Origin of the sequence: Stenotrophomonas sp. AS1 (assembly GCF_048957655.1) — a bacterium.
In the GTDB taxonomy this organism is placed as follows: Bacteria; Pseudomonadota; Gammaproteobacteria; order Xanthomonadales; family Xanthomonadaceae; genus Stenotrophomonas; species Stenotrophomonas bentonitica_A.
In genome coordinates, this window is record NZ_JARVXM010000003.1 from 429,400 (window position 1) to 443,854 (window position 14,455).

4 protein-coding genes are annotated in these 14,455 nt (G+C 70.1%); all 4 read right to left on the reverse strand.

Annotated elements, in window-relative coordinates:
* Nucleotides 1-48: 48 nt before the first annotated feature.
* The gene (locus tag PV764_RS06200; RefSeq protein ID WP_421116321.1) at nucleotides 49-3,597 is read right to left on the reverse strand and encodes an ATP-binding protein; all 3,549 of its coding nucleotides are present in this window, start codon (nucleotides 3,595-3,597) and stop codon (nucleotides 49-51) included.
* Between the two features lie 53 nt (nucleotides 3,598-3,650).
* Entirely contained in the window at nucleotides 3,651-7,055 is a 3,405-nt protein-coding gene (locus PV764_RS06205) for a response regulator (protein ID WP_160298441.1), read from the reverse strand.
* A gap of 101 nt (nucleotides 7,056-7,156) precedes the next feature.
* Nucleotides 7,157-10,663 carry an ATP-binding protein gene (locus PV764_RS06210; protein ID WP_421116322.1) on the reverse strand — a complete coding sequence of 1,169 codons (3,507 nt, stop codon included), beginning with the start codon at nucleotides 10,661-10,663 and terminating at the stop codon, nucleotides 7,157-7,159.
* A gap of 194 nt (nucleotides 10,664-10,857) precedes the next feature.
* Complete coding sequence (locus PV764_RS06215) at nucleotides 10,858-14,406, reverse strand: ATP-binding protein (RefSeq protein ID WP_019186062.1); 3,549 nt, start codon at nucleotides 14,404-14,406, stop codon at nucleotides 10,858-10,860.
* Nucleotides 14,407-14,455 lie beyond the last annotated feature (49 nt).

Here is a 14,455-nt window from a genome sequence, read left to right on the forward strand (position 1 = left end):
ACGTCCTGCGGTCTGCGGTCTGCGGTCTGCGGTCAGCTATAGGGACCGTCAGCGGACCAACGGTCCGCTGCTACCGGGAGCGTGCAGCACCCGCGCGATCGCCTCCACCAGCAGATCGCCGGTGACCGGCTTGCGCAGGAAGGCATCGAAGCCTGCGTCGCGGGCCTGCTGCTCGATCGATGGATCGGTGCGCGCCGTGACCGCGATCAGCGGCATCTCGAACCCTTGGCTGCGCAGATGCTCAGCCAATGCGATGCCGCCCAGCCCGGGCAGATCCAGATCCATCAGCACCACCTCGAACGGCGCCTCGCTGACCTCGCGCAGCGCCGACAACGCGTGCTCGGCATGCACCACCTGGTGGCCACGCGCCGACAGCAGGCCGCTGACCACCTCGGCCACGGTCAGATCGTCCTCCACCAGCAGGATGCGCAGTGGCGGCAACACCCACTGCTCGCCCTCGGCCGCACCCGGCACGCCGGTGGTTCCCTGCTCCAGGGGCAACGGCAGGGTCACCGTGAAACGCGTTCCCACGCCGAGCTGGCTCTGCACGCCGATCTGCCCCTGCATCGCCAGTGCCAGTTCGCGGCAGATCGCCAGGCCCAGCCCGCTGCCCCCGTACTGCGCGGCGGTGCGGGCGCCATCGGCCTGCTCGAAGCGGCGGAACAATCGCTCCTGCTGATCGGTGCTGATGCCCGGCCCGGTATCGGATACCTCGATGTGCAACCCGCGGCCGGCCGTGATCGCGCGCAACGTCAACCGTACTTCGCCGTGGCTGGTGAACTTGACGGCGTTGCCCAGCAGGTTCAGCAGGATCTGGCGCACGCGCAGCTCGTCACCGACCGTGCGGGTGCCGGCCGGCAAGGTGTTGTCGACCACGAACCGCAGCCCCTTCTGCCCGGCCAGCGCGGCCATCAACGCACAGACATCGTCGATCGGTCGCTGCAGCTGGAACGGCTGCGCCTGCAGTTCCAGGCGCCCCGACTCGATCCGGGCCAGGTCCAGCGCGTCGTTGACCAGATGCAGCAGGTGCTCGCCGGCGTGGCGGATCGACTCGGTATAGCCACGCTGCTGGGGGTTCAATGGCGAGGACAAGAGCAGCTCGCTCATGCCCAGCACCCCGGTCATCGGCGTGCGCACCTCATGGCCCAGGTTCGCCAGGAAACGGGTCTTGGCCGCCGAAGCCTGCTCGGCCAGTTCCTGCTTCTGCAGGGCCAGCTGGTACGCATGCCGGCGCTGCAGCCGGCGCCGGTACAACCAGGCGAACAGACTGAGCAGCAGCAACACGGCCGAGGTCAGCAGCAGGCCCGACAGGCTCCGCCACCACGGCGGCAGCACCCGGAACTCCAGCACCTGCACCCGCGACCAGATGTGGTCGGCCGAGCGAGCCTGCACTTCCAGCCGGTAGCGGCCCGGCGGCAGGCGCGAGAACAGACGTTCGCCGCCGGGTCCCACTTCCACCCAATCCGGGTCGTAGCCGGCCAGCCGGTAACGGTAGTTGTTCGAGGTGGAATCGGCGAAGGACAGCAGCCGCGCGACGATCCGCAGGTCGCGGTCGCCGTCGGCGATGTCCAGCGGCACCGCATGGGTCAGGTCCAGGACACGCTCGCCACGGCGCACCTCGACCCGCTCGATCACCAGGGGCGCGCGTCGCGTCGCCGGCTTGACCTGTGCCGGATCGAACACCACCACGCCGGCCGGCGTGCCACCCACGATGCGACCACTCGGGGTCAGCGTCAGCGTGCGGCGGCGGAATTCCTGGCTGGGCAGGCCATCATGGACGCCGTACTGGCGCACGCTGCCGGCTTCCGGATCGACACGCACCAGGCCGCGTGCATTCGCTGCCCAGACTACCCCCTGCCGGTCCACCACCAGACCGGTGGCGGTGATCGCCGGGTAGCCGGCACTGCTGCCGATCACTTCCTGCAGGGTCAGCCGATCGCCCTGCCAGCCGTAGTGCGAGAGCTTGCCTTCCTCGGAAAGCCAGACACTGTCATCGCCGGCCAGCGCCATCGCATGCACGCTCGCCGCGGGGCCACCGGGCAGCGGCTCGAAACGCGAGCGCGCCGCGACCCACTGCAGCAGTCCCTGCCCGGTGGCCACCCACAGGCGGTCCTGGGGACCGCACCGGATATCGAGCGCGTTCTGGCCCGCGCTCAATCCAGCGTGGCCCAGCGCGATGCGATGCAGGACGCGTCCATCGAGATCGCGCTGCTGCAGCCCGGTGGCCGACGCTGTCCACAGGCGCTGCCCGTCGCACAGCGCCAATGATTCGATCGCGCCCTCCATCGTGGCGTCCACCGCCGCGTCGCTGCCCCAGCGCCGCATCCGCTTCTGCCGGGGGTCATAGCGCAGCAGCGCGTCCCAGGAGCCGATCCAGACCTGCCCTCGCGGATCCTCCAGCACCGACTGCAGCCATTGCGTGCCGTCCACCCAGGTCCGGTGCTGTTCGATTTTCCCGCTGACCGGGTCGAACTTGTCCAGGGCGCCGTGCGTGCCCACCGTCCACACACCGCCGTCGGCGGCCGCGCCCATGCCCAGCACATACGCATTGCGCAGCGAGGCCGGGTCATCTTCCAACCGCGACAGCACCGAGAACTGCCACCATCGCGGCAGCAGATGCCACAGGCCGCCGTTGGTGCTGGCCAGCCAGATGCCACCCTCGCGGTCTTCGTAGGCGCCGGTCCAGTTCGGCCGCACCTGCCCGCGCGCGATCGCGCTGTACAGCGGCACCTGCTGGAACTGGCCGTCCATCGCACGGCCCAGGCCCGAGCGGGTATCCAACCAATACCCGCCCTGCTCGTCGCGCAGCATCATGCCCAGGATCTGATCGCCATCGGCAACGGCCCAGGGCGCCGGTTCGAAGCGGCCATCCGGGCGGCGCACCGCCACCCCGACATTGCTGCTGATCCACAGGCTGCCATCGGCCTCGGCGGTGAGGCCGTTGATGACGCGCGCCGACAACTGGGCACTGGGCACCGGTTCGAAATCGTGTCCGGTCCAGCGCGCCAGGCCGGCTTTGGATCCGATCCACAAGGTGCCATCCAGGGTGGTGGCCAGATTGCCGATCGATGCCGCCGGCAGGCTGCGCGGGTTGCCGGGCTCGGGCATGAAGCGGGTCAGCGTGCCATCACGCTCCAGCCGGTGCAGGCCGCCCTGGTAAGTGCCGAACCAGATCGCACCGTCCGGCGTGGAAGCCACGCTCCAGATCGTGTTGCTGCCCATCTCCGGATGGCTGTCGCGATCGTAGAAGCGGATCTCGCGGCGATCGGCCGACATCATCGCCAGGCCGGCGTTCTCCGTACCGATCCACAGCTGATTGCGCGCATCCACGTGGACGCTCCAGACGTGGTTGTCGCGCAGGCCGTCCTCGGCGCGCCAGATGCGGTAATTGCGACCGTCGTAACGGGCCAGCCCATCATTGGTGGCAATCCACAGATAGCCGTAGCGATCCTCGGCCATGCGATTGACGGTGTTGGATGGCAGGCCATCGAACACGGTGAGCTGCCGCGGCGTCGGCGGTACCGGCTGGGCCGACGCAAGCGCCGGCCAGAGCACACACAGGCCGATCAGCAGCGGCCACAGCACACGCAACACCACTGGCTCTCCCGGGTCTGTCCCTCGATTCACTGCCGTCGCCCGGAACGGGCCTGTCACCCCTGACCACCCCGGTCGTCGGGCAACGCCCCGCATAGTAAACCGTTCCCCGCGCCGGCACGATCCACGCGCGGCAAGGCGAGCCGTTGCATCGCTGTGTGCAGCGCATCGCCCTGCAGTGGCTTGTGCACCAGACCGTCCGCGCCGGCGGCGATGACCTGCAGCTCCAGGTCCAGCTCCCGTCGCGCCGTCAGCACCAGTATCGGCAGGCGTTTGCCCTGCTGACGCAGCAGGCGCAGCAGTGACAGCCCGTCCATGCCCGGCAGGTCCAGGTCCAACAGCATCAGCTGGGTGCCGGGGCGGGCCAGCGCGGTCAGTGCCGCCAGCGCGTGCGCGGCATGCACGACGGTGTGACCGCGCAGCCGCAGCAGTGCGCCGACCACCTCGGCCACCAGCGGATCATCTTCCACCAGCATGACCTGAAGGGCATCGAGCGCATCGCCCTGCGGTGCGGTCGCGTGGGGCCCGATCGCCTGGCAGCCTTCCAGCGGGGCACTCAGCGTCCCCTGCCAGCGGTGATCAGGCAACCGCGACACGCGCAGGTGCCCGTGCATCGCGCCGATCAGCACGTCGACATCGGCCAAGGCCTCGCGTACCTGCAACGGCGCTGGGGACGGACAGGCCCCCGGTTCGGCGAGCACATCCAGCAGCAGGCCACTGCAGCCCGGCCGCCAGGCGATGCGCAGGGTCAACCGGACAGCCCCGGTCTGCTCTGCCAACCCGCACGCGAGCAGTTCCACGGCTTGTCGCAACCGGTCCGGGTCGCCCACGGCGCTGGCACCGGGTTGCAATGGCGGGGCCAACACGAGGCGGCAGCCACCCGCCTCCAGACCCCCGGCCACGGCGGCATGTACCTCGTCCCACCACGGACCGATGGCAAAGCCCCGTGGATGCAGCATCACCTTGCCGGCCTGCAGCCTGGCCATCTCCAACGCCTCGTCGACCACCTGCAGCAATGCACGCCCGCCCTGCTGGATATGCAGCACCTGTTCGCGCGCGCCTGCGGGTAACGGCGTAGCCAACAGCAGTTCGCTCATGCCAAGCACGCCGGTGAGCGGTGTCCGGACTTCATGGCCCAGCGTGGCCATGTAGCGCGCCTTGGCCTGCGCGGCCTGCTCGGCACGTGCCTGGCGGCGCGTGGCCGCCCGCCAGGCGAGCGCGCGCTGCCGCCGCTGCCTCAGCGTCCACACCAGCAACGTGCCGGCACTGGCGGCGAGCAGCCACAGCAACGCCCACGCCCCGGGATGCGCCCAACCGTTGTAGGCCACGTGCAGGTGCACCTGCTGCAGGGCCGACCATTGCCCATCCACGTCACGTGCCTGGAATTCCAGTACATGCTCGCCGGCCGGCAGGCGGGGGAAGCCGCGCGCGCCGCGTCGCCCGGCGCGGACCCATTCGGGGTCTTCGCCCCGCAGCCGGAATCGATACCCGCTCACACCGTCGGGCCGGCCGCTCAGCAGGCGCGCCGACAACTGGATGTCGCGATCATCGGCGTTGAGCTGCAGTGGATCGGTGGAAGGCAGCTCGACCCAGCGCCGTTGTCGGCGCACCTTCACCCGGTCGATCACCAGCGATGCCGGCGTCGTGGCGTCGACCATGCCCGCCGGATGCAATGCGAGCACATCGCCGTTGGCTTCCAGGGCGAGCAGATGCGCTCCGGCAGCAACCAGGCCAGTATCGAACACCATCAGCGGCAGGCCATCATCGGCGGTGTACAGCCGCGCACTGCCTCGCTCCGGGGCCAGGCGCACCACCCCGCGCGCCGTGGTGGCCCATAAGGCACCATCCGGGGCGCCGCTCAATCCGCGTGGCAACGCGGCCGGTACTCCCTGCGCCGCGTCAACCCGTTGGCTGTGAGGCGGGCGGCCGGGCGCATGCTGGTAGGCCGACCAGCCCTCCGCATCGGCTGCCCACAGCCACCCATCGGAGGCTAGATGCAGCGCGCCGATCTCCCGCCGGCCGCTGCCCGGCACCGGGAGAAAACGGCTGGCCGCCACGTGCCACTGTTTGAGACCCTCGCCGTCCCCCAACCATACCTCTCCGCCAGGGCTGCACTGGAGCGCGAACTCCGCCACGCCCGGGCGCAGGCCCGCCGCCGCGTAGGCAGCACTGGCCAGGACGCGGCCATCGCCCGCACGCTGCTCCACGCGGCCATTGCCGGCCAGCCACACGTGATCGCCACAGGCCAGCAACGCGGCCTGCGGCGACGTGCCCGGCGACACACTGGCCGCCCCCACCTGCCAGCGCTGCCGACGCCGGCGCAGCGGATCGATCCGGGTCAGCCACGGCGCCGCGAAGACCCACACCACGCCCTGCGGATCTTCAACCACCACGTGGCGATCGGCACGTGCTGGATCCTGTGCATAGGACCACCGCGCGGGGGAGAAGCCCTGCTCCGGCGAGAGACGGGCGAGCGTGCCGCCGCGTGCCCACCATGCGTGTGCGTCTGCCGCCGGGGCCAGGCTGCCTGCCGCACCGGCGATGGGTCCGGCCGGTGCGGCGAAACGCTCGAAGTGCCGCCACTGGGCGCCGAGTCGCCATACGCCCTGGCGGCTTCCCGACAACCAGACCCGCCCCTGCCGGTCCTCGAACGCCTGCCCGATGCGCGACACCTCGCGCCCGTGCGGCCGGGGCAGTTGGAGCGCGTGGTGGTTCCGGCCGTGCTGATCCTGCCACCACACCTGGTCGCCATCGCCGAACCAGTCCCCGCCACGCCGCGCTGCGCCGAGCCAACGGGCCGGTGTGCGGTGCCCGGAAACGGGTTGCAAGGACGGCAGCTGCCGCACCCGCGAACCCTCGCCCGTGCTGGAATGCAGCCGCCCCTGCGAATCCAGGCCGAGCGCGGTCACCGGCCGAGGGGAAGCGCCGAGCATCGCAGGCGCCTGGAACCGGTCGTGCTGCCACCTCGCCAGCCCGGCGGCACTGCCGATCCACAGGCCGCCGTGCGGATCGGACACGAGCCGCTCCACCCGTGCCGACGGCAAACCACCACCGCCAGCGGCCGGCAGGTGCTGACGCAGGAAGTGATCGCGGTCGAGCCGGAACAGACCGGCATCGCGGGTACCAAACCAGACGCTGCCATCGTCCATGGGCTGGATCGCCAGGATCGGGCTGGCCGCCACCGTGGGTACCGCCGGCCCCGCCCACCGGGCGAACTGCTGGCGGTCAGCGGAAAGACGCTGCAGATAACCGTTGCCGGTGCCGATCCATAGCTGGTCACGAGCATCGAGGGCCAGGCTGCGCACCACGTTGTCGGCCAGGCCGTGTTCCATGCGCCAGATCCGGAAACCGCTGCCGTCATAGCGCGCCAGGCCGTCGCCCGTCGCGAACCAGAGATAGCCCTTACGGTCCTCCACGATCTGATGCACCACGTTGGACGGCAATCCGTCGACGGTCGTCATCCGTATGCCATGGCTGGGCAGCGCCAGCACCGGAAACGCCTGCAGCAGCCAGACCAGCAGCCCCCACCGCCCCCATCGGCACCCTCGGTGCGGCGTGCCGCTCATGCGCTGCGCCGGCATCTGGCCAGTCCATCGCCCAACGCCGCCCGGCTCACGGGCAGGCGCAGGAACAGCTCGAAGCCGGCCGCGATCGCCTCGCGCTGCGCAGCGGCATCCGCACGCGCAGTCAGTGCTACCCGTGGCACCCCCGGCCACCGCCGCGACAGCCGTGCCCCCACGCGTTCGCCATCCACCCTAAGGGCGGGATCGACCACGATGACGTCCCAACCCGCACCGTCCGCGGCGGTGGGCGGCAGTGCATCCGCGCCGGGAAAGTGGGTGGGCAGATGGCCCAGGGAGGCCAGCATGGCCAGCAGCACCTCGGCAACGACCGCTGAGGGATACACCACCAGCACCCGCAGTGCGCCGGCCGCAGCCAGCCCCGGCAGCGCACACGCTGCAACGATGCCGGTGGGGAGCTCACCGCGCGGCAAGGGCAGCGCCACCTGGAAACAGGTGCCCTGGCCGGGAACGCTGGTCACGGTGATATCGCCGCCCATGGCCACTGCCAGATCGCGGGAGATCGACAATCCCAGCCCACTGCCGCCGTAACGTGCCGCGGTCTGCGCGCCATCGGCCTGTTCAAAGCGCTGGAACAGGCGCTGGCACTGCGCCGGCGTCATACCCGGTCCGGTATCGCACACCCGCAGCACGATCCCTTGGCCATCGTGTCCGCCGTGCGCCTCCAGCCGCACCGTTCCCTGCGCGGTGAACTTCAGCGCGTTGCCGAGCAGGTTGAGCAGGATCTGGCGCAGGCGACGCGCATCGCCGATGACGCACGCCGAGGCCGGCAGCGTGCTGTGCCACTCCAACGCAAGCGCCTTGCCCTGCGCCACCGGCAGCAGCAGCGCGTGCAGTGCTTCGATCATCCGCTGCAGCACGAACGGTGCCGGCTGCAACTGCAGTTCCCCTGATTCGATGCTGGCCAGATCCAGTGCGTCATCCATCAGCCGCAGCAGGTGCTCACCGGCATGGTGCAGGCTGTTGACCCGGCTGCGCTGGTCTGGCGGAAGCGGTGAGCGCAGCAGCAGTTCGCTCCATCCCAGCACCGCGGTCATCGGCACCCGGATGCGGGTCCCCAGCGTGGTCAGGAAACGGGTGCGCTGCACGGATGCGCGCTCGGCATGCCCCTGCCGGGCACGCAGCCAGCGCCAGCGCCGCTGGCGACCGCGGCGTACGTGAAAGCGCCATCCCCAGAGCCACACCGCGCCCATCCCCGCGGCCGCGGCGGCCCACCGGGCCGGCGGCGCCTGCCACCATGCCGGGGCCACCTGCAATGTTACCCGGCGCACCGGCGACCACCGGCCGTTTCCCTGCCGGGCCTGCACCTCCAGCGTCTGCAGCCCCACCGGCAGACGTTCGAACACGCGCAGCCCGGTGGCATCACTTTCCTGCCACTGGGCCTCGTGATCCTGCAGCCGGAACCGATACTGCACGTGCGACGGCGCACCGCTGCTGAGCAGCCGCGCGGCAACGCGCACATGCCGATCAGCACCCGAGAGCGGCACCGGGTCGGCGCCGACCGGCAGCGTGATCTGCGCCTTGCCACGGCGAGCAGTGATCGCATGGATGACCAGGCCCGGCGCGCGCTCAGGGCCCGTGACACCGGCCGGATCAATCAGCAACAACCCGCCTTCGCTGACCGCAGCGGCGAGCCGACCGTCGGCGGTGCGCACCAGCCCGTGCGGCACCACGCCCTGCGCCGGCAGCCCCTCATCGCCGCCGAAGTGGCGCACGCCGCCGCCGTGCGGGTCGACCCGGACCAGGCCACGTGCATCGCCTGCCCATGCAACGCCCGCTGCGTCGACCACCAGTGCGCGTGCCAGCAGACGCGGATACCCGTGCGCAGGGCCGAAGCTGTGCGTCTTGCGCAGCTGCTGGCCATCCCAGCGGTAGCGCCGCAGTACCCCGAGGCTGCTGATCCAGTAGTGGCCATCCTCGCCGCGGGCGACCGCCCCCACTTCGCCGCGCGGCGCTCCCTCCACGACCGCGAAGCGTTCCTGCGCCGGCAGCCAGCGTTTGACGCCGCTGCGGTCGGTTGCCCACAGCCGGCCATCGTCATCGCACAGCAACTGGGGGCCATGGCTCGGCGGCACCAGCCCGAGGGTGTGCGGCGCGGCGGACAACTCCAGCACACCGTCGGCATCGCGTCGCTGGATGCGGTCGGCACGCCCGAGCCACAACGATCCATCGCCGCAGGCCTGCAGATCAACCCTCCCCGCGTCGCCGCCCACCCCCAGCAACCAGTGACGGCGTCCACCGCTGCCCGGCAGGTAGCGCGACAACGTATTGCCACTGGCCACCCATACCTGGCCGCGACGGTCTTCGGCGATGGCCACGGTGCCGGCACGCAGGTGATCGGGGCGGTAGTCGACGCCCAGGTCGCTGCGCCCGCTCACCGTGTCCACGCGCTGCAGGCGCCCGCGATCGCCGGCGATCCACACCCGCCTGCCATGGGAGGGCGCCAGGGCCAGCACGTGGTCGCCATCGAGTCCGGGCCAACCATCACGGGCGGCCGCCAGCAGCGTGAACTGGCGCCACCGCGCGGGCAGGTGCCACAGGCCCTCGCCGCGGCCGACCCACCACAGGCCGCCGACCCGGTCCTCCAGCGCATGGCTGACCGCAGCCGTGCTCATCACGGCGCCGGCGTATCCACGCAGCGGCACCGGCTGCGGCGCCTGCCCGCGCGCGTGAAGTCGCAGTCCGGTTGCGCCGGCGCTCCAGAGGTCGCCCGCGGTACTGCGCAGCACCGGCATCGCCGTGCCCTCCGGCATCCGATGCAGCTCGCCATCGCGCCACCGGTGCACGCCCTGCGGTGTGTGCACCCACACCCCGCCGTCCGGATCGGGCCAGAGCACGCGCACGTCAACGCCCTGGTCGTCCTGCAGCGGCACCAGGGTGAAACGATGTTCCTCACGCCGCAGTGCCCCTGCCGGCGTCCCGATCCACAGCCGGCCCTGGCGGTCGGTGACCAGGGCAGTCACCCGGCGCACGGGGCCACCGTGCAACTGCAACGGCACGCGTTGCCAGCGGCCGTCCGGATGCCGTGCGAACAGGCCGTCGTCGAGGGTACCCACCCACACCACACCGTCGGGGGTGCTGGTGATCTGCATGACGCCGATGCGGGGCAGGACCACCGCGCCATTGCCCGGCATGCTCTGGATCTCGCGGCGATCAGCAGACAGCGTCAGCAGGCCCTGCGAGGCGGTCGCCAGCCAGAGCTGGTTCTGCGCATCCAGATGCAGCGCGCGTACGTCCACATCCAGCAGCCCCTGTTCCCTTCGCCACGCGCGGAAACGGTGACCATCAAAGCGCAGGAGTCCATCGTCGCTGGCGAACCACAGATAACCGTCGCGGTCTTCCACGACCGCACGCAGCGCCGCGGTCGGCAGCGCCTCGGCGGGGCCCAGCGGCCGGGGCCAGGGTGCCGTGACGGGATCGCCGGCCAGAACAGGGACCGGCAGCCAGAGCGCGAGACCCAGCATCACCGCAGCCCAGCGATGGCCCATTGATGCGGATCGGCCTCCCCCCACGCGTACCCCGACCGTCCTCTCCTGCATGAACAGCAAGGTATGCCGAAGCCACGCGAAGCGGGCTGGCAGGGTCTGGACCCGGTCACAGTCCGATCAATCAAATTTCAGATCAAAAAAGAAACTACGAGGCATGGCATTGATCGCACCGGTGCGCGCAGTGCTTCGGCTGATCAGTGTCGGGGCGACTTCCCGGCGCGCGCCTGCACGATCGCATCGATCAGCATGTCACCGGTCACCGGCTTGCGCAGGAAACCGTTGAATCCGGCCGCCAGCACCTGCTGCTCGGCGTAGGCATCCGAGCGTGCGGTCACCGCGATCAGGGGCAGCTCATAGCCCATCGCACGCAGTTGTCCCGCGATCGCGATGCCGTCCAGCGCCGGCAGGTCCAGGTCCAGCAGACCCACATCGAAGTGGGCTGCCGCCACCTCGGACAACGCCGCCAGGCCGTGCAGCACGTGCACCACCTCGTGCCCGCGCGAGCGCAGCAGCCCGGCGATGACATCGGCCACGGTGGCATCGTCCTCAACCAGCAGGATGCGCAGCGGCGGCAGTTGCGTGCGCGTGTCGTGGCCCGCCTCACGCGGCGTGCCGAGCGGCTGTACGGTCCAGGGCAACGGCAGCGATACGGTGAATCGGGCGCCATCGCCCAGCCGGCTGTCGATCTCGATCCGGCCGCCCATCGCCACCGCCAGTTCTTGGCAGATCGCCAGGCCCAGGCCACTGCCACCGTAGCGCGATGCGGTCCGTGGGCCATCGGCCTGTTCAAAGCGATGGAACAACCGTTCCTGCTGGTCCTGGTTGATGCCCGGCCCCGTATCGGAGACCTCGAAAATGATCGCGCGACCCTCCTCGCCCAGTTCGACCCCCAGGCCGACATGGCCATGCTCGGTGAACTTGATCGCATTGCCGAGCAGGTTCATCAGGATCTGCCGCACACGCATCTCATCGCCGCTGACCTGCACCGGACCGGGCAGGTTGAAGCTGCGTTCGAACGCCAGCCCACGGTGGTGGGCCATCGGTTCCATCAGGGCTTCCACCTGCTCCAGCAACGACATCAGATCAAACGGACGCAGATCCAGCTCCAGCCGCCCTGCCTCGATACGGGCCAGATCCAGCGCGTCGTTGACCAGCCGCAGCAGATGTTTGCCGGCATGCTGGATCGAGCCGGCATACCCCCGCTGCACCTCATCCAGTGGGGTCGACAACAGCAGTTCGCTCATGCCCAGCACGCCGGTCATCGGTGTGCGCACTTCGTGCCCCAGCGTGGCCAGGAAGCGGCTCTTGGCCTGTGACGCCTGCTCGGCCAACTGTTGTTTGTGCACCGTCAATTGCCATTGCTGGCGACGGCGCAGGCGCGCACGTGCGACGTACGCCAGCGCGGCGATCCCGATCAGGCCCAGCAGCACATAGCCCACGATCGCCCAGCCACTGCGCCACCATGGCGGGCGCACCTCCAGGTCCAGCGTGCTGGGCGGCGTCCACGCGCCCTGCGGCGTCGCGGCCTGCACCTCGATGCGATAGTGCCCGGCGGGCAGGCGCGACAGCAGGCGTTCGCCATCGGCCGCCTGCATCACCCAGTTCTGGTCATAGCCGGACACCCGGTAGCGGTAGCGGTTGCCGTGCGGGTTGGCGAACGACAGCAGGCGTGCGGACACGATCAGGTCGCGGTCCTGCGGTCCCAGCACGATCGGTGCCTGCGGAGGCAGCATCTGCTGGCCCTCGGCATCGTCACGACGCACCTGCACGCTGTCGATCACCAGCTGAGATGGCGGCAGCACCATGTCCGCCGCGTCCGGATCGAAACCAACCAGCCCGGTCGCGGTCACTGCCAGCACCCGGCCGTCGCGTGTCTGCACGGGCGGGCGATTGCTGAACTCCACATCGGGCAAGCCGTCGCGTTCGCCATACAGCCGCAATCGACGTTCGCTGCCCTGCCAGCACACCAGGCCGCGTGGCGTGGTCGCCCATACCTGCCCGTGGCTGCCCAGCGCGAGCCCGCCCATCGACACCGCCGGCATCCCTTCGGCCGCGCCGACGCGTTCGCGCAGGCTCATGCTGAGCCCGTCCCAGCGGTACCGTTCCAGCGCGCCCTGGCGCGCCAGCCAGAGTTCATCCGGGCCGGTCCAGGCGGCATCATAGATGCTGCCGCGGGAAATCCCGGGCACCTGTTCGAAACGGTCGTTGCGCCACCGCATCAGCCCCATCTGGTCGCCCATCACCCAGAGCTGCCCGCGCGGATCGAACACCATCTGCTCGACCGGATTTTCGGTCAGCCCGCGGTTCTGGTCGTTGCGGATCGTATCGAGCACGTTGCCGCGGGCGTCGCGGCGCTGGATGCCGAAGTTCATGATCGACAGCCACAGCTCGCCATCCGGTGCCTGCCGGATCAGATCGATGCGCTGGCGTACATCGGCGCCACCGCCGATCTTCCATTCGCGCAGTGTGCCGGTGGCCGGCTGGTACAGATTCAGACGGCCCGCGCGACCGATCCACACGGCGCCGTCCTCGCGGGGCAACAGCGACCACGCCGCGCCCACTCCGATCTGTTTGTCGTCGGCGATCTGGCGCAGCTGCCCCTGCACATCGAGACGGTAGAGCCCGTGCGCGCCGGAAATGTAGAAGTCGTCCCCCGCCGCTGCCGCGCCCAGCAGGTACACACTGTCCAACGGCTTGCCGTCAAGCTGGTACCAGCTGGAGAAACGCTTCCAGTCCGGTGGCAGGTAGGCCAGTCCCTGGGTCAGCATCGCCACCCACAGGCCGCCTTCATGATCCTGCAGCATGTCCAGCACGCCACTGCGCGCGGTCAGGAAGCCACTGCCGGCATCACCGGCGAGCAGCCGCGCGGTGCTGGCATCGCCGCGGTACAGACCATCGGCCGTGCCCAGCCAATAGCCGCCGTTGCGGTCGTGGATCACCGTGGCCGCACGTACATCGGCGCTGAGCTTCCAGGGCGCCGGACGGGCCTGGTCATCGGCACCGATCTCGAACAGCCCGCCTTCGGTGCCCGCCCAGACCGTGCCATCGGGCTCGCGGGTCAGGCGGAACACGCTCTTGCCGCCCAGCAGGGCCGGCGCGATCCGGGTGAAACCGTCGCCATCCCAGCGGGTGACACCGTTGGAGGTCCCCACCCAGACCCGCCCCTGCGGATCGGCCAACAGGGTGTAGATGGTGTTGTCGGGCAGACTGCGCGGATCGCTCGGGTCGGCCTGGTACCTGACCAGCGCCCCGTCTTCGCTGCGCCGGCATATGCCGTGCTGGTTGGTGCCGATCCACAGCGACTGCGCGGCATAGGCCAGCGACCAGAACTGGCCCTCGCACGCCTCGCTCAGGGCGGTAAAGCGGGTGAACGCCGTCCGGTCCGGACCCAGCATGCCCAGGCCAGCGCCATTGCTGCCCACCCAGACGCGGTCCAGCGGATCGATCAGCAGCGTTTCCACCTCGTTGCCGGGAAGCGAGCCGGGGTCGGCCGGATCATTGCGCCACACCCGCAGGCCGACGCCGTCCACGCGAGCCAGGCCGTCATCGGTCCCGGCCCAGATGTAGCCCTGGCGATCCTGGGCCAGGGCCAGCACCATGCGCGACGGCATGCCCTCGGCCGCGCCCAGGCGGCGCAAGCGTGGCGTTTCCGCCGATATCCCTGCGGCTTCCAACACTGACGGCACTGCGCACAACCACAGCCCCAACAGCACGATGCCTGCACCCCAGCGGCGCGTGCTCATCGATCCGGTCTCCCTGTTGGTGCGGATTGTCACACAGCGATCAGGACGG